The sequence below is a fragment of the Pseudomonas sp. FBCC-B35 genome (assembly GCF_059133755.1).
This window is the reverse complement of record NZ_CP101439.1, coordinates 2241065-2255939: the sequence shown is the minus strand read 5'-3', so window position 1 is coordinate 2255939 and position 14875 is coordinate 2241065. Positions and strand designations below refer to the sequence as shown.

The 14875-nt window shown below is 61.3% G+C and carries 18 protein-coding genes; 13 read left to right on the top strand and 5 right to left on the bottom strand.

The window, feature by feature from the left end:
* Nucleotides 1-46: 46 nt before the first annotated feature.
* A complete protein-coding gene (locus tag NMB38_RS10590; RefSeq protein ID WP_494355073.1) occupies nt 47-358 on the bottom strand; it encodes a hypothetical protein in 312 nt (103 codons plus the stop codon).
* A 1026-nt stretch (nt 359-1384) separates the two neighbouring features.
* Here NMB38_RS10590 and NMB38_RS10585 point away from each other — a divergent pair.
* From NMB38_RS10585 to NMB38_RS10555, 7 genes are all read left to right on the top strand, one after another.
* Nucleotides 1385-2680 (top strand): MFS transporter, encoded by a 1296-nt coding sequence (locus NMB38_RS10585; RefSeq protein ID WP_028687876.1) that lies wholly within the window; start codon nt 1385-1387, stop codon nt 2678-2680.
* Nucleotides 2681-2778: 98 nt separating this feature from the next.
* Complete coding sequence (locus tag NMB38_RS10580) at nt 2779-3087, top strand: hypothetical protein (protein WP_027916365.1); 309 nt, start codon at nt 2779-2781, stop codon at nt 3085-3087.
* 570 nt (nt 3088-3657) lie between these two features.
* Nucleotides 3658-4767 carry a 3-deoxy-7-phosphoheptulonate synthase gene (locus NMB38_RS10575; protein WP_042139876.1) on the top strand — a complete coding sequence of 370 codons (1110 nt, stop codon included), beginning with the start codon at nt 3658-3660 and terminating at the stop codon, nt 4765-4767.
* A gap of 36 nt (nt 4768-4803) precedes the next feature.
* A complete protein-coding gene (locus tag NMB38_RS10570) occupies nt 4804-5085 on the top strand; it encodes a peptidylprolyl isomerase (RefSeq protein ID WP_027916366.1) in 282 nt (93 codons plus the stop codon).
* Nucleotides 5086-5263: 178 nt separating this feature from the next.
* The gene (gene hbdH / locus NMB38_RS10565; protein WP_028687875.1) at nt 5264-6034 is read left to right on the top strand and encodes a 3-hydroxybutyrate dehydrogenase; all 771 of its coding nucleotides are present in this window, start codon (nt 5264-5266) and stop codon (nt 6032-6034) included.
* Nucleotides 6035-6109: 75 nt separating this feature from the next.
* Nucleotides 6110-6385: a peptidylprolyl isomerase gene (locus NMB38_RS10560; protein ID WP_494355072.1), complete on the top strand. Its 276-nt coding sequence runs from the start codon at nt 6110-6112 to the stop codon at nt 6383-6385.
* Between the two features lie 132 nt (nt 6386-6517).
* A complete protein-coding gene (locus NMB38_RS10555; protein WP_088523774.1) occupies nt 6518-8992 on the top strand; it encodes an autotransporter family protein in 2475 nt (824 codons plus the stop codon).
* A gap of 42 nt (nt 8993-9034) precedes the next feature.
* Here the strand turns inward: NMB38_RS10555 and NMB38_RS10550 are convergent, their stop codons facing one another.
* Nucleotides 9035-9658: a LysE family translocator gene (locus NMB38_RS10550; protein ID WP_088523775.1), complete on the bottom strand. Its 624-nt coding sequence runs from the start codon at nt 9656-9658 to the stop codon at nt 9035-9037.
* Between the two features lie 128 nt (nt 9659-9786).
* Here NMB38_RS10550 and NMB38_RS10545 point away from each other — a divergent pair, with 128 nt between their 5' ends.
* Both NMB38_RS10545 and NMB38_RS10540 read left to right on the top strand, forming a co-directional pair.
* Entirely contained in the window at nt 9787-10608 is an 822-nt protein-coding gene (locus NMB38_RS10545) for a helix-turn-helix transcriptional regulator (protein WP_088523776.1), read from the top strand.
* Nucleotides 10609-10705: 97 nt separating this feature from the next.
* The gene (locus NMB38_RS10540) at nt 10706-11317 is read left to right on the top strand and encodes a LysE family translocator (protein WP_088523777.1); all 612 of its coding nucleotides are present in this window, start codon (nt 10706-10708) and stop codon (nt 11315-11317) included.
* Here the strand turns inward: NMB38_RS10540 and NMB38_RS10535 are convergent.
* On the bottom strand, nt 11298-11990 hold the full coding sequence (locus tag NMB38_RS10535) for a metallophosphoesterase (RefSeq protein WP_088523778.1): 693 nt from the start codon (nt 11988-11990) through the stop codon (nt 11298-11300). The two genes, NMB38_RS10540 and NMB38_RS10535, sit on opposite strands and share 20 nt — an antisense overlap.
* A gap of 114 nt (nt 11991-12104) precedes the next feature.
* Between NMB38_RS10535 and NMB38_RS10530 the strand changes: the two genes are divergently transcribed.
* Nucleotides 12105-12845 (top strand): carbon-nitrogen hydrolase family protein, encoded by a 741-nt coding sequence (locus NMB38_RS10530; protein WP_088523779.1) that lies wholly within the window; start codon nt 12105-12107, stop codon nt 12843-12845.
* Entirely contained in the window at nt 12842-13084 is a 243-nt protein-coding gene (locus NMB38_RS10525) for a hypothetical protein (protein WP_088523780.1), read from the top strand. Before NMB38_RS10530 ends, NMB38_RS10525 begins: the two co-directional genes overlap by 4 nt.
* Here NMB38_RS10525 and NMB38_RS10520 read toward each other — a convergent pair.
* Nucleotides 13069-13587: a methylated-DNA--[protein]-cysteine S-methyltransferase gene (locus NMB38_RS10520; protein ID WP_027916376.1), complete on the bottom strand. Its 519-nt coding sequence runs from the start codon at nt 13585-13587 to the stop codon at nt 13069-13071. The genes NMB38_RS10525 and NMB38_RS10520 overlap by 16 nt on opposite strands.
* A 134-nt stretch (nt 13588-13721) precedes the next feature.
* Between NMB38_RS10520 and NMB38_RS10515 the strand changes: the two genes are divergently transcribed.
* A complete protein-coding gene (locus NMB38_RS10515; RefSeq protein ID WP_023533860.1) occupies nt 13722-13892 on the top strand; it encodes a hypothetical protein in 171 nt (56 codons plus the stop codon).
* Nucleotides 13893-13985: 93 nt separating this feature from the next.
* Here the strand turns inward: NMB38_RS10515 and NMB38_RS10510 are convergent, their stop codons facing one another.
* Complete coding sequence (locus tag NMB38_RS10510) at nt 13986-14312, bottom strand: hypothetical protein (RefSeq protein WP_027916377.1); 327 nt, start codon at nt 14310-14312, stop codon at nt 13986-13988.
* A 214-nt stretch (nt 14313-14526) separates the two neighbouring features.
* On the opposite strand from NMB38_RS10510, the gene NMB38_RS10505 reads away from it, so the two are divergent.
* A complete protein-coding gene (locus NMB38_RS10505; RefSeq protein ID WP_023533881.1) occupies nt 14527-14835 on the top strand; it encodes a hypothetical protein in 309 nt (102 codons plus the stop codon).
* Nucleotides 14836-14875 lie beyond the last annotated feature (40 nt).

Sequence of the window (14875 nt, the reverse complement as noted above, 5' to 3'; positions counted from 1 at the left end):
TCGCGGCACAAGGTCGCTCCTACACGGGATATATATCGCGGCAAGTTTAGACGTTATCATCCCCACCACAGACGCTGTTGATCTTGATCTTGATCTTGATCTTGATCTTGATCTTGATCTTGATCTTGACCTTGATCTTGACCTTGATCTTGATCTTGATCTTGATCTTGATCTTGATCTTGATCTTGATCTTGATCTTGACCTTGATCTTGATCTTGATCTTGATCTTGATCTTGATCTTGATCTTGATCTTGATCTTGATCTTGATCTTGATCTTGACCTTGATCTTGATCTTGATCTTGATCTTCGCGACTTCAGAAGGCCGAACGCAGGTCTTGCGAAGGGAGGTGACAGGCATGGATGCCTGTCAAGCGCTGGGCCCCAGGATGGGGCCTACAGCGCGGTCCTTCCGGGAGCAAGACCGGAGTGAGGGAACCCCGAAGCGCAGCGTAGGGGCCGTATGAATGGAGCGCAGCCTTTTTTGGTTACTTTTTGTGGCGTTTGACAAAAAGTAACTCGCCGTAAGGGCGAAAAGGTGATTCAGCGTCGCCATCGCAAATGGACTATGCTCTCTATCGATACCCACACCAACCCAATCAAACTTCAAACTTCAAACTTCAAACTTCAAACTTCAAAGCATGGGCGCATATATCGAGTTGGTATTCATTGGCGCGGGTGGCGCACAGTCACCCTTCCGCCCTTACGGCGGCTCACTTTTTGTCTTGGCAAAAAGTAAGCAAAAACCGCCTGCTCCTATCATCCGGCCCCTACGCTACGCTCCGGGGTTCCCTCGCTCCGGGCTTGCTCCCGGGAGGACCGCGCTGCAGGCCCCATCCTGGGGCCCAGCGCTTGACAGGCATCCATGCCTGTCACCTCCCTCCGCAAGCCCTGCGCTCGGCCTCCTGAAGTCGCGATCTGCGGCGCCTGGGCTACCGCGCGCTTAGAAGCAAAAGCCACAGCAACAGCAACAGCAACAGCAACAGCAACAGCAACAGCAACAGCAACAGCAACAGCAACAGCAGCTGCGACTGCGACTGCGACTGCGAGCGATTTGCCTGGGAAAGACATTGGCATGTCTTTTCGAGACTGCGGCATTGCGCCGCAGGCAGTCAACCCTTGGCAAAACCCTGCAAGCCCGTAGAATCGCGCTTCCTTTTCGCCCGTCGCCTTGAACGGTGGCAACCGGCAACCAAGACCGAGTCCGCGCCTGACCCCATGAACGCTCATGTGAAATAGGCTCAACCCTCCCCGCCCGGCCGTCTTCCTGCATGGCCAAGCGGTTGAGTCTTGCCCAGGTCGCATCCGTGCAGCCTCTACCCTACCCGGGTCGACCAGCGTGAGCGCTCGAAAAGGCCAACCTTCGCCTATCCAACTAGAGGTACCTATGTCTGCGCGTTTGCTGGCCATGGCGCTGGCGCCGCTGCTCGGGCTGTTCATCATTGCCCTGGGCAACGGCTTCATGTCTTCTCTGACCACCCTGCGACTCGGCGAGGCTGGCGAGTCTGCCACCACCATCGGCATCGTCTCGTCCACCTACTTCATCGGTCTGACCCTGGGGGCCATCTTCAATGATCGGCTCATCCTGCGCATCGGCCATATCCGCGCCTACACCAGCTTTGCCTCGCTGATCGGCGTCACCATCCTGCTGCAAGGCCTGTTCTATGACGTGACCTGGTGGTCGGTGCTGCGCCTGATCAATGGCTGGGCGGCCGTGGGGGTGTTCCTGGTCATCGAGAGCTGGTTGTTGCTTGCCGGAGACGCCAAGATCCGCGGTCGCCTGCTGGCCTTGTACATGATCGCCTTCTATGGCGCCGGGGTGCTGGCTCAGGCAGGGCTTGGCGAGATCACCCGCCTGGGCGAGACCGCGCCTTTCATGCTGGCAGGTGTGCTGACCGCCCTGTCGGTGTTGCCGATCGTGATCCTGCCACGGGTTTCGCCACTGCTGGACCAGGTAGAGCCGCTCAAGCCGCGGCAACTGCTGGGCGTGGCACCCTCGGGGCTGGTGGGATGCTTTGGTTCGGGCGTGGCCATTGCCGGGATCTATACGTTGCTGCCGCTGTATCTCCAACGTATCGGGCTGGACGTCGGCGAAGTAGGCAACATGATGGCCTGGGTCATCCTCGGGGCCATGCTGTTGCAATACCCGGTGGGGCGGTGGTCGGACCGCAAGGACCGTCAGGACGTGCTGATTGCCCTGGCGGCAGTGTGCGCTGCGCTGGCATTGGTCACCGTGTTCCTGCCTTCGGATGCATTCCTGCTGCCGGCGATGCTGTTTCTGCTGGGCGGCGGGGTGTTCACCTTGTATCCGGTGGCGGTCAGCCATGCAGCCGACCGTGCCCCATCCGATGCCTTGGTGCCCATGATCCAAGGGCTGCTGCTAATCAACTCGCTGGGCTCGGCGATGGCGCCGATGGCGATATCACCCGTGATGACCGAGTTTGGCGAAGCCGGGCTTTTCTGGGCGTTTGCCGTGGTCAACCTGTTGATGGTGGGCTTTTTCCTGTGGCGGCGCGGCAAGCGCCCGGCCGCGGAACACCCTGCCCCGTTCACGGCCTCCACCACCTTCTCGCCTACTGGCGCCGAACTGCGGGTCACCGAGGACCTGATGCATGCCGCGCAGGAGCATCCTCCGATGGAAACGGCCGAACCCAAGCCTTCGCACCACGGCGAGGCCTGTTGAGGCAAGCGTGCCCTAACCGACCATCCGTCGCCCTCTGGGCACCTCCTGTGCAGGACTATGCCAAAGCAATGACAGAATCCATGCACAGGAGCTTCGCCATGATTCGCATCCGTAGCCTTTCGCTGTCCGTTGCTTTCGCCTTGGCCACCCTGGCCGGTACCAGTCAGGCCGCCACTGACACCACCAACACCGACATGCACCCGAAAACCGACCAGATGGGCGGCAAGACTGCAGGTGAAGGCAGCAGCGTGAATACCCCAGGCAGCAGCCGTGACAATGACAGCAGCAACGCCGGGGCCGCAGGTGCCCATGACGGTGCTGCGGGCGGCTCCAACAGCACCGGCGAAGCCACTGGCTCAGGCGCAGGCGCCACTGGTGGTCAAGCTGAAGATCAAGACAGTCACTAAGACTACGGTCCAGTGACCACCCGGCGTAATCATCCGATCGATTACGCTCATAGCAATTTTCCATTGAATGGCCCGCGCAATGTGCAGTAAGCTCGGGCTCATTCACTGGAGAGCAGCATGCAAGCAACCATCCACACACTCGCTACTACCACTGGCCGCGCCCCGCGCCCGGCAGCGGTCGTGACCGTGTGCGTGAACGCACCTGCCTCCTATTACTTCGGGTATTGGTTTAGCCACTAGGCGCCGATACCCACACGGCGTCCACCTTCGAGGGGCCGCCGAACATGAGAATACTCAAACCCCCGGTCGGCCTCCCGACCGGGGGTTTTGTTTTTTCAGGCCTACACCCAAACGATCCAGAGGACAGATTCATGAAATACGACACCTATTACGTAACCAGCACCTCCACCTGGCGATTTAGCCACGTCCGCTCGGGCCAGCCTGCCGCCTCCGACCGGTTCTGCACAGGTGGCACTGATTCAGCCAATAGCCAAACACCGATCTGTCGAACACCTCGATAGGGCCGACTGCGCAGCCATAGTGCCTGCCGTCCGCCCAAGGAAAACCCTCATGCAAGCCTCCAGCCTCGCCCTGCCCCTGACCCAAGCCCAAGCTGCCAATACCGCTGTCAGCCGCCGCCTTCCCAGCCCGCACCTGCTCAAACAACAGATGCCGTTGTCTGCCTCGCTCGCACACCAAGTCCAGGCGCACCGCCAAGCCATTTGCGACATTCTCGAAGGGCGCGACCCTCGCCTGCTGGTCATCGTAGGGCCATGCTCGCTGCATGATCCGCGCGCGGCGCTGGAATATGCCGATCGCCTGGCCGCGTTGAGCCGACAGGTCGGCGAACGCATGCTGCTGGTGATGCGTGCCTACGTGGAAAAACCGCGCACGACGGTGGGCTGGAAGGGCCTGGCTTACGACCCTCACCTCGATGGCAGCGACGACATGCATGCAGGTCTGGCACTGTCGCGGGGGCTGATGCTGGGCATGATCGAACGGGGCCTGCCGGTTGCGACCGAATTGCTGCAGCCCATGGCCGCTGGCTACTTCGACGATGTACTGGCCTGGGCCGCCATCGGCGCCCGCACCACCGAATCACAGATTCATCGAGAAATGGTTAGCGGGCTGGCGCTGCCGGTAGGCTTCAAGAACGGCACCGATGGCGGCGTTGCCATCGCGACGGACGCCATGCGCAGTGCTGCCCATGCCCACCGGCATTTCGGCATGGATGCACAGGGCTACCCTGCGATCGTCGAAACCCTGGGTAACGCGCATACTCACCTGGTGCTGCGAGGTGGCCATCAAGGTCCGAACTACGACGCCCACAGCCTTGCCCTGGCCCGTCAGGGGCTCGCCAAAGCAGGCCTGCCTGCGCGCATCATGGTCGATTGCAGCCATGCCAACAGTGGCAAGGACCCCGCCCGGCAACCGGCTGTTTTCAACGAGGTGTTGCAACAGCGATTGAGCGGCGACACCTCGATCGTCGGCATGATGATCGAGGGGCACTTGTTCGAGGGTTGTCAGGCCCTGAGCAACGGGGCGCTGAAATACGGCGTGTCCATCACCGATGGCTGCCTTGGCTGGAGCACCACTGAGACCTTGTTGCAGGGTGCGGCACGCCTTTTGGGTGAGCGGCAGGCCGAACCCTGCGAGACACGACCGGTTGAAGTGCGTTAGGCTTTGCCTCTTTACCCTCCCAAGGAGCAGTACCCCATGGCACGTGCAACCGCCCGTCACATCCTGGTCAACAGCGAAGACAAGTGCAACGAACTCAAGGCCCAGATCGAAGCGGGTGCCGACTTCGCTGAAATCGCCAAGGCCAACTCCACCTGCCCGTCCAGCCGTCAGGGTGGTGACCTGGGCTCGTTCGGTCCTGGCCAGATGGTCAAGGAATTCGATACCGTGGTCTTCAGCGCCCCGGTCAACACCGTGCAGGGTCCGGTCAAGACTCAGTTCGGCTACCACCTGCTGGAAGTGACCAGCCGCCAGGACTAAGTCCTGCGAAGCAAGCCCGGTAGGAGGGAGTGGCGCAAAGCCGCTGCTTTGGCCTCACGCGAAGGCCCCTGCGGAACCTTTGATCAGCCGCTCCGCTCCTACGCTCAGCCCATCCCGGGCGATGCCCAACGGCTTTCTTCGTTCCAGTCGGCGCCGGCGCGCTGTTAGGGAGCTTTGCATGACCCTCAAAGGCAAGACAGCAGTGATCACAGGTTCCACCAGCGGCATTGGCCTGGGCATTGCCCATGTGCTGGCGCGAGCGGGGGCCAACATCGTGCTCAACGGTTTTGGTGACCCTTCACCTGCCATCGCCAGCCTTGAGCAATTAGGGGTGCAGGTGCGCCATCACCCCGGTGATCTTGCCGATGCCGCGCAGATCGAGGCCATGCTGGACTTTGCCGAACAGGCATTCGGTGCCGTGGATATCCTGGTCAACAATGCCGGGATCCAGCATGTGGCACCTGTCGAGCACTTCCCGGTGGACAGCTGGGACAAGATCATTGCCTTGAACCTGTCTGCGGTCTTCCACGGCACTCGCCTGGTGCTGCCAGGTATGCGCGCCCGCAACTGGGGCCGCATCATCAACATCGCCTCGGTCCATGGGCTCGTCGGCTCCACCGGCAAGGCCGCATATGTCGCCGCCAAGCATGGGGTGATTGGCCTGACCAAGGTCGTAGGGCTGGAAACCGCCATGAGCGGCGTGACCTGCAATGCCCTGTGCCCAGGCTGGGTGTTGACGCCGCTGGTGCAGCAGCAGATCGACGCACGTGCTGCAACCGGCGTCGATCCGCAGCAGGCAGAACGGGAATTGCTCGCGGAAAAACAGCCTTCACAAGCGTTCGTAGCGCCCGAGCACCTGGGCGAGCTTGTGCTGTTTCTATGCAGCGAGGCTGGCAGCCAGGTGCGCGGTGCGGCCTGGAACATGGACGGTGGATGGCTGGCGCAATAAGCCATGCCGATTCGCGGTGGTAGCGGTGCGTCGGGCATAATGGCTGCTTTCTCTCGCTGCATGCACAGGTAGATCATGAAAGCCCAAGCCCGCCACATCCTGGTCAAGACTGCTGACGAAGCCGAAAAGCTCAAGCAGCGCATCGCCAAGGGTGAGGCGTTGGATGTGCTCGCCAGGAAGTTCTCCCTCTGCCCCTCGGGCAAGCGTGGCGGTGATCTTGGAGAGATTCGCCCTGGGCAGATGGTCGGTGCGATCGACCAGGTCATCTTCAAGAAGCCCCTGCGCGTTGTGCATGGGCCCGTGAAGAGCAAATTCGGCTATCACCTGGTGCAGACGTTCTACCGCGACTGAGTCTCAACACTGCCGTCCAAATACCCAGCAACTAGCAGTTCTGCCAGTTGTCGCTCCCAAGCCTTCCTCTGTAAAAAGTGCCTGACCCCGCGCAATTGACGTTGCGCGCTGGCTTTGAATGGAGGCTTTGCTATGCGTGTACGACTGATTGTGGGCTCACTGAGTTTGCTGGGCGCGGCCCTGCCATCCGCTCAGGCAGCTTGTACATTTTCCCCTGGGGCCGGTAACGACACGTATGTCTGCGACAGCGGGTCAGCGCCTTCGCTGGTGGATACCGAGGGTGACAACCGTCTGGTGTTTCCGGCAGGTGGCACCGGCGCCATCGAGGGCGATGTCACCTTTGGCCCAGGCCGGGACAGTATCGACATGGCCTCCGGCACGATCGCCGGCAACGTCAATCAGGGTGGCGGCATCGATGACTTCGTCATGAGCGGCGGCGTGATCGAGGGTAACGTCAACCAGGGTGACGGGCTGGACACCTTCTACATGTCCGGCGGCTGGATCAAGGGCACCTTCGACAGCGGCGACTACGCCGAAATGGACGGCGGCAGGATCGGAAACGTCAACCTGCGCCTGGACAAGAATACCTTCATCATGCGCGGTGGCAGCGTTGACAGGAATGTCATTGCCGCGTTCGACACCGATTACATCGAGGTCTTCGATGGCACTATTGGCGGCAATATCAGCGTCAGCGGCGGCGACGACAGCGTCCTGATCCATGGCGGCAGCGTCGCAGGGGACGTGCTGCTCAGCACGGGCAACGATCGCTTCGTCTGGGACGGCGGGACGATCGGCGGGAAAGTCGATGCCGGGCCGGGCGACGACACTGCGCTGCTCTCCGGGCTTAATCCGGAAACGCTGATCATCACAATCGATGGCGGCGAAGGCAACGATATCCTCACGTTCGACAATAGCCGCGCGGTGGGCGGTGCTCGCTACCTCAACTGGGAGACGGTGGCGTTGACCAATCTTAGTCAGCTGGCGCTCAACGACACCCTGGTCCTTGGAGACGCCGGCACCGGAACCGGCAGGCTCACCCTCGACAGCAACAGCGTCCTTGCCTCAAGCGAGGGCGTGATCACAGCGTTTGGCCCAGGGCAACGCGCATCGGTGAGTAACGCCGGAACGCTCAACCTTACCGAGGGTGGCGATGCCCTGGGCCGTCTTACCATCCAAGGCGACTATGTCGGCGAAAACGGCCTGTTGCGCGTGAACAGTGTGCTGGCCGGTGACAATGCGCCCTCCGATCGCCTGGTGGTCAGCGCCGGGTCCATAACGGGGACGACCGGCCTGATCGTCAACAATCTGGGGGGAGCCGGCGCGTCGACACCCCAGAACGGCATTCAGGTCGTGGAGGCACGCGACGGTGCCACCAGTACGGCTACCGCCTTCGTGCAAACGCAAACCCTTTCGGCGGGTGCCTACGACTATCGATTGTTCAAAGGTGGTGTTACCGCTGGCAGCGAGAACAACTGGTACCTGCGCTCGACGCTGGTGGCGCCACCTGTGGTGACGCCGCCGGCTGAGCCCGAACCCGAGGTCCCTGCCGAGCCGGCGCCCGAACAGCCGGCGGTTACCCCGCCGGTTGCCGCTCCAGCCCCAGGGCAACTGGACTTGCCCGCCCCGATCGCCGGCAACCAGAGCCTGCCGCTGTATCGTCCCGAGGTCGCGGTCTACGCCGCCGCCCCCAGGGGGGCAGCCATCGTGGTGCGTCAGGGGCTGGGCACCTTCCATCAGCGTCAGGGCGACCAGCAGTTGCTGGAGGGCCAGGGCGCACTGCCCGCTGCCTGGGGTCAGGCCTACGGCGGCGCACTCCGTCAACAGTGGAGTGGTACGGTCAGCCCCAGCCTCGATGGCGACCTGTATGGCTTCAAGGTTGGTCAGGACGTGTACGCTCATGTGAGTGATAGCGGTGCCCGTCAACACGCTGGGGTATACCTCAGCCAGTCTCGCCTGACGGCCGGTGTCAAGGGCTTCGCGTTGGCCCAGGAGAACCGTAGCGTCGGTGACTTGCGCCTGGATGGAAAAAGCGCAGGTGCGTACTGGAGCTGGGTGGGTGCGCAAGGTGGCTATCTGGATGGCGTGTTGCAATACACCCGTCTGGATGGGCGGGCGCGCTCGGACCGAGGCGACAAGTTGGACTTGGACGGGGACGCCTGGGCCGCTTCGCTGGAAGCCGGCGTGCCCGTAACCTTGTCATCGCACTGGGCAATCGAGCCGCAGGCACAGGTCATCGCCCAGAAGACCAAGTTCGATACCGCAAATGATCGCGTCTCGCGTATCGACCATGACGCGCAGGTTGAACTCACTGGCCGCATCGGGCTGCGCCTGGAGGGACGATTCCAGCCCAACGGGGCCCGGCTGCTGCAGCCCTACGCGCAAGTGAACCTGTGGCATGGGGACGGCGGCAGGGATGCGCTGGTCTTCGACAAGACGGACAAGGTCAAGACTGATTACCGCTACACCGCCCTGCAAGCCGAAGCAGGCGTTGCAGCGCAACTCAATACTTCGTTGAGCGTGCACGGCGGGATTCAGTACACGACGCATCTGGATAGCCGTGAACAAGAGGCCAGCGGCGTCAACCTGGGCGTACGCTGGCAGTTCTGACAAGTAAGCGGGGCGCGCGACCATCGCGCGCCCTGCCCTTGACTAACGCCGAACGACCAACAGCCCTGCCCCTGCACTTGCCAGCAGCGCGGCACTGGTGCGATTGAACAACCTACGAGGCCGCGGCCGCGAGAACCATCGCTGCAAATAAGCGCCCACTGCAGCGTAGAGCGCGATGGCTGCCCATTCCAGCAGTAGAAACAAAACCCCTAGTAACAGGAACTGTTGGCCTACCGGCACGGGGCTGGCGACCGATACGAACTGTGGCAGAAAGGCTGTAAATATCAGGATGGCTTTCGGGTTGCCTGCTGCAACCATGAACTCCTGACGCGCCAGGCGCCACCCACTGTGCGCCGAGTACCCAGCATCGACGGCCGCGGCCACTGGCGCACGCCACAGTTGCCACGCCAGATAGAACAGATACACCGCCCCCACCACTTTTATCGCCAGAAACAGGGTTTCGCTGGTATGCAGGACCACGGCCAGGCCCATGGCCGCAAGGCCTATCATGCCGCTGAAAGCAAACAGGCGCCCTACCCCGGCAAGGCAAGCGGCGCGCAACCCATAGCGACTGGCATTGTGCAGCGACAACAGGTTGTTGGGACCTGGTGCCATGTTCAGGGCAAAGCAGGCCGGTATGAAAAGCATCAGGCTGGCAAGGTCCATCCCTCTATCCTCTAGATTTAGGGCTGTATCGCAGGTACCAGGCCGCAGCGTCAAGGTACAGTCACGCGCGACAACTGTACGGGCCAGCAGCGTCTGTTTAAGCTGTCAGCCATCACGAGGACTTTCCGATGCCGCGTTCCAATACCCGCCTGTGGCGAGATCCGCGCTTGCCGCAGGTCGAGAGCCGCCGCGCCTGCAACAGCCGGGCCTGCTACAAAGCCCATAGCCATCCGACCTTCTCCATCGGTGCCGTGGACACGGGTTCCAGCCTGTTCACAGGTGCAGGCTGCGGGACCGAGCGGCTCACCCCCGGTACGCTGGTGGCGGTCCCCGCGCACCGGGTCCATGCCTGCAACCCCGAGGCAGACCAGCCCTGGAGCTACCAGATGCTGCATGTGGATGCGCGCTGGCTGGCTGAGCTGCGCACTGAGTCCGGCCTGCCCTGCGGCGCGCCTGAACAACCGGCGCGTGTCAGCCGGGATGCCGAAGCGTACCACCGATTCTGCCAACTCAACGACGTGCTGTTTTCCGAGGCGGCCCCGATGCAAAAGGAGGCCGAGCTGATCGCTTTTCTGTGCGACATGGATTTCGACACCTTCTCGCCCTTGGCCGCAGCACCCGTCCTTCAAGCCCCAGCGCTGCAGGATTTGCTGACGACCCTGCACGACCAGGATCCGGCTCGCCTGACCGTGAAGTCATTGGCCCGGGAAGCAGGCCTTGGTCGTTATCAACTGATTCGCGCGTTTCGGGCTGCCACAGGCCTGACGCCGCACGCCTACTTGCTCAACGCCAGGATCAACCGGGGCCGTCAACTGCTCCGGCAGGGTCACCGACTGGTTGAGGTCGCCCACGACCTGGGGTTCGCCGATCAAAGCCATTTTCAGCGGGTATTCAAGGCGCATGTCGGGATCACACCGGGGCATTACCTCAAGGCTCAGACCATGAAGTAAGGCTGCGCGGTCACCACCTGCAATATTGTTCAATACGCAGCGTGCCTGCACTCGCACACTCAGGCAACTGATCTCAAGCGCCGAGCCACCTGCGACCATGCAAGCATTTATCCTGATTGCCCTTGCCCACTTCCTGGCGCTGTTGTCGCCCGGGCCGGATTTCTTCCTGATTGCCCGAACCGCAATTGCCAGTGGCTGGCGCGTGGCCAGCGGCGCATGTGTGGGCATTGCCCTGGGCAACGGGGTATTCATCGTGCTGGCCTTCACCGGGGTGTCCATACTGCACGAGGGCAGCGCGCTGTTCGAGCTGTTGCAACTGGCCGGTGCGGTTTACCTGGTCTATCTGGGTATTGCGTTTCTGCGTCATGCCGGCAGTACCAGCGTGTCCCCGACTTCGGCCAGCAGCGCACCCACCTGGTGGCGCAACCTGCAGATGGGCCTGCTGTCCGGCCTGCTCAATCCAAAAAATGGGTTGTTTTACGCAAGCCTGGCCAGCCTGGTAGCGGGCAGCTCTACTATGTGGCTGTTGTCGTACGGCATCTGGATGTTCTGCGCGGTGCTTGCCTGGGACCTGCTGGTCGCTGTCAGCATAGGCCACCCGCGGGTGCTGCGGCGATTCAGCAGTGCCCTGCCCTTACTCGAACGGCTGTCAGGCCTCGTGTTGCTACTGCTCGGCATCGGTTTGCTGATCACGCTGGCCTGGCGTTGACCAGCTTCAGTGTACGCAGGTCCATCAGGCTGAAATGCCCACTGGTCCATCCCCCGGTATCCAGGTGCCACACATTGCCCAGCTGCCTGACAGACTGGACAGTGGTATGACCGACCAGCAGGGCGCGCAACCCTTTTACGGGCGTGGTATCGGCCTGCTTCAAACGTCGCCTTGACCACAGGCAGGTTTCAAGCACGTCTGGGTCATCGTCCAGTTCGAGCCAGGTACGCAGGGTGGACCAGTCGTCGAACGGGCTGTCGGCATGCAACAGGCCAATGGGGCCGCTTGCCGACTCGACCTGCAAGGCGATCGGCATCTGTTCGAAACGCTCGACGAAGCGCAGCTGCTCAGCGGCCGTCGAATCGATGAACCACCCACCCCCTGCTGCACGGTACATCGCCAGGTCCAGCCGGCCGCCACGGACCAGGTTGATCGCCAGCGACTCGTGGTTGCCCTGGACCGCATAAAACCATGGCTGCTCCAGCCAATGCAGGGCTGCCCGGCTAAAGGGCCCGCGATCGACCAGGTCGCCGACGCTGAATAGCCGATCCTTTTCCTTGTTGAAACCGACGACGTCCAGGCTTTGCTGCAACCGGTCGAAATGGCCGTGTATGTCTCCAACGGCCAGATCCCGACCTTGAACATTGGCACCGACAAGCTGGAAACGCTGCATGACCTTATTCCTTTGCAAGTAGACAAAGACTTTCTAGGCCTTTGCCTGGGCAGCATGGCACAAGCGGCTGGTCGGGAGTATGCTCGGCGATCACGTGCCAGGGAAGGAAGTGTCATGAATCTGTGCGCTGCACAACTGGGTTCATTCAAGGGCGATGTGGCGGCCAACGTCAGGCGTCATCTGGCCTGCATCGAACAGGCTGCGAGCCTGGGCGCTGCCGTGATCGTCTTTCCCGAGTTGTCGTTGACCGGTTACGAACCCACCATTGCCCGTCAGGCTGCGCTGCCCCTGGGCTCCCCACGCCTGGACCCGCTGCAAGCGGCAAGTGACCGCCTGGGCATCCTCGTTGCGGCGGGATTACCGTTGCCAACCCCGAACGGCATCCAGATCGGCATGCCGATCTTCACCCCGGGCGCCCCACGCCAAGCCTATGCAAAACAGCGTCTGCACGAAGATGAACTGCCCTACTTCAACGCAGGGGTGAGCACCTCGCTGATTCAGGCGGCGCATCACCAAATTGCGCCCGCCATCTGCTATGAATCGATGTTCATGGCACATGCTGCATCGGCACGAGAACGAGGGGCAGACATCTATCTGGTGAGTGTGGCCAAGACGGCAAAAGGCGTAAGCGAAGGACACATGCATTATCCGCAGGTGGCGCGCGAACTGGGCCTGACCGTGCTGATGGCCAACTGCGTTGGACCCGCCGGCGAGTTCCTGGCGGCCGGTGGTTCTGCGGCGTGGGACAGTGAGGGTCGCCTGCTGGCTTGCCTGGACTCCCACAGCGAAGGCCTGCTGCTGCTGGACACCGAGGCTGGCACTGCCAGCGTGATACCGCTGGATGCGCCCGCGTGATTTACCTGGTACTGGCACTGGCGAGCTACGGGCTAAGCTACTACGTGATCGGATTGCTAATCGATGGCCAGGTGGCCGACATTGCCGAGGGCATGCGCCATCGCCGTGATGCGCCTGCCCCAGGCCAATACCTGCGGGCTGTTCAGGCACGATTGCGCCGTGTGCGCTGCGAGTATTCACTCATGGTAGGTACATTTCTGACTGCACTGTCGTGCGTTGGCGCCTACTGGCTGGGCTGAAGCCGCAAGTCCAGTGGCAACGTTTGCCGGCCTTCGAGGGCCAATAGCAGTTGTTTGGCGGCCAGGCCACCGGCAAAGCCGGTGAGCCCACCGCCAGTCCCTATCACACGATGACAGGGCGCAATGATCGAAATCGGATTGCGGCCATTGGCAGCGCCTACCGCCCGCACGGCACTGGGGTTGCCGATCTGCTGGGCGATCTGACCATACGTGCGGGTTTCACCAAAGGGTATGCAGAGCAATGCGTCCCACACTCGACGCTGAAACGCCGTCCCAGAGAATTCCAGGGCCAGATCGAAACACTGACGTGAGCCGGCGAAGTATTCGGTCAGTTGACGTGCGGTTTCGATCAGAACGGGGCAGTGATCGTCACGCTGCAACGGACCAAGACGCACTCTGTTTTCCCGCTCCTGCTCCCACAGCACGGCGATCAGCCTTTGATCCCGAGAGACAAGGGTCAGCGTGCCAACCAGCGATGGCATGAGGGTGTACAGGCTAGGCATACCGCTACTCGGAAATGAAAAGGCAGCTTGCGGGGGTGCTTATGACAAAGCGACTAACCGTAATGGAACTGAATTACTGCGAATCGGCACCGGTCAACACTTGTGAACGCTGCAAGAAACTGACGAGGTGAATCATGACTATCGAAGCTGAGACGCTCGCACAACTCGCACAAGCCCTGAAGGCACAAGGGGCCAGGTTGATCGCTGACCTGACGTTCATCCGCGCGCCTTACCGGTGTGGCAAGCGCTGGGTATGCAATGTAGTACGCCGCAAAACCGCACGCAAGCCTGCACTGCTTCAATGAACGGCGCGCCGCAACTACCACGCTCTTGAATAGGCGAAGGACCGCCCTTTTTCCTGCGATCACGCCCGCCTGCAAACCCGCCTGACGCACCTGTCACTCAAGGCATTCGCGTGCCGCCACCCTTAGCTTGTCGCCCGACAGAAAGCTGCCTTTATAGAATGTCGCGCGGCTACCCTCCCCCGACTCGATCACCTCCAGCACATCATCGGTCGTCACCGCACTAGGCGCCGTCATGCGTACGCCATGGGGGATGGATTTCTGCGTTGAATTGGGTGCCAAGGCCTGCCATTGCGGCATAACGCAGGCGGCATATTGCTGGGGCGTTTTGGATGTGAGCTTGCTTGCAGTGGGCTTGCCGGGTGAGGCGCAGCCCACGAGTGCTACACACAGCGCCGCCACGACATACAGGAAGTTAGGCATTTCTTTGGCCTCGATCAGTCGCGGGCATTTTAGCAAGTGAAAGGGCCAAGGAGGAATGGACCATCGTCGAATTCCGGAAACATTACGGTTGTCCTTTTTTACCGGCGTGCGGAACGAATGCAGCCTGTCTTGTTTCTGATGAGCAATCATGCACAGCCACACAAATGTGGGCACTGCTTGACTGATTTAATTGGGCGATTCGCTGGAGTCCTACATGGTGTGGTGGCTAGAAGTGCTTGCACAATTTGCAACATCGACCGGTCTGGCCGTGGTGTGCATCCTGGTGTTCTGGACCTACGGGCTGGCGTTCGGCAGGTTGTACATGAAGCTGCTCGCTTGCCTGCTGGCCAGCGTGCTGCTGATGGTCGCTGCATTCCCGCATGGGGTGAATTTTGCTACAGGCCTGGGCGCAACAGTAGGCAACAGTCACTCATTGTCGTTGTTCCTGGCTGACGCCAGCGGGGTTATCGCCGCAGTTCTGATCGCCTCTTTTTTCTTCAACCCGGAACGCTTGATAGAGTAGGCGGCGCTGTGCAGGTTGTCGCCTGACAGTTCTGCCAGTA

Bases quoted from the DNA above. Each gene is read 5' to 3' on its own strand.
- NMB38_RS10590 (WP_494355073.1), bottom strand. From the start codon at position 358: ATGCCTGTCACCTCCCTTCGCAAGACCTGCGTTCGGCCTTCTGAAGTC.
- NMB38_RS10585 (WP_028687876.1), top strand. From the start codon at position 1,385: ATGTCTGCGCGTTTGCTGGCCATGGCGCTGGCGCCGCTGCTCGGGCTG.
- NMB38_RS10580 (WP_027916365.1), top strand. From the start codon at position 2,779: ATGATTCGCATCCGTAGCCTTTCGCTGTCCGTTGCTTTCGCCTTGGCC.
- NMB38_RS10575 (WP_042139876.1), top strand. From the start codon at position 3,658: ATGCAAGCCTCCAGCCTCGCCCTGCCCCTGACCCAAGCCCAAGCTGCC.
- NMB38_RS10570 (WP_027916366.1), top strand. From the start codon at position 4,804: ATGGCACGTGCAACCGCCCGTCACATCCTGGTCAACAGCGAAGACAAG.
- hbdH (WP_028687875.1), top strand. From the start codon at position 5,264: ATGACCCTCAAAGGCAAGACAGCAGTGATCACAGGTTCCACCAGCGGC.
- NMB38_RS10560 (WP_494355072.1), top strand. From the start codon at position 6,110: ATGAAAGCCCAAGCCCGCCACATCCTGGTCAAGACTGCTGACGAAGCC.
- NMB38_RS10555 (WP_088523774.1), top strand. From the start codon at position 6,518: ATGCGTGTACGACTGATTGTGGGCTCACTGAGTTTGCTGGGCGCGGCC.
- NMB38_RS10550 (WP_088523775.1), bottom strand. From the start codon at position 9,658: ATGGACCTTGCCAGCCTGATGCTTTTCATACCGGCCTGCTTTGCCCTG.
- NMB38_RS10545 (WP_088523776.1), top strand. From the start codon at position 9,787: ATGCCGCGTTCCAATACCCGCCTGTGGCGAGATCCGCGCTTGCCGCAG.
- NMB38_RS10540 (WP_088523777.1), top strand. From the start codon at position 10,706: ATGCAAGCATTTATCCTGATTGCCCTTGCCCACTTCCTGGCGCTGTTG.
- NMB38_RS10535 (WP_088523778.1), bottom strand. From the start codon at position 11,990: ATGCAGCGTTTCCAGCTTGTCGGTGCCAATGTTCAAGGTCGGGATCTG.
- NMB38_RS10530 (WP_088523779.1), top strand. From the start codon at position 12,105: ATGAATCTGTGCGCTGCACAACTGGGTTCATTCAAGGGCGATGTGGCG.
- NMB38_RS10520 (WP_027916376.1), bottom strand. From the start codon at position 13,587: ATGCCTAGCCTGTACACCCTCATGCCATCGCTGGTTGGCACGCTGACC.
- NMB38_RS10515 (WP_023533860.1), top strand. From the start codon at position 13,722: ATGACTATCGAAGCTGAGACGCTCGCACAACTCGCACAAGCCCTGAAG.
- NMB38_RS10510 (WP_027916377.1), bottom strand. From the start codon at position 14,312: ATGCCTAACTTCCTGTATGTCGTGGCGGCGCTGTGTGTAGCACTCGTG.
- NMB38_RS10505 (WP_023533881.1), top strand. From the start codon at position 14,527: ATGGTGTGGTGGCTAGAAGTGCTTGCACAATTTGCAACATCGACCGGT.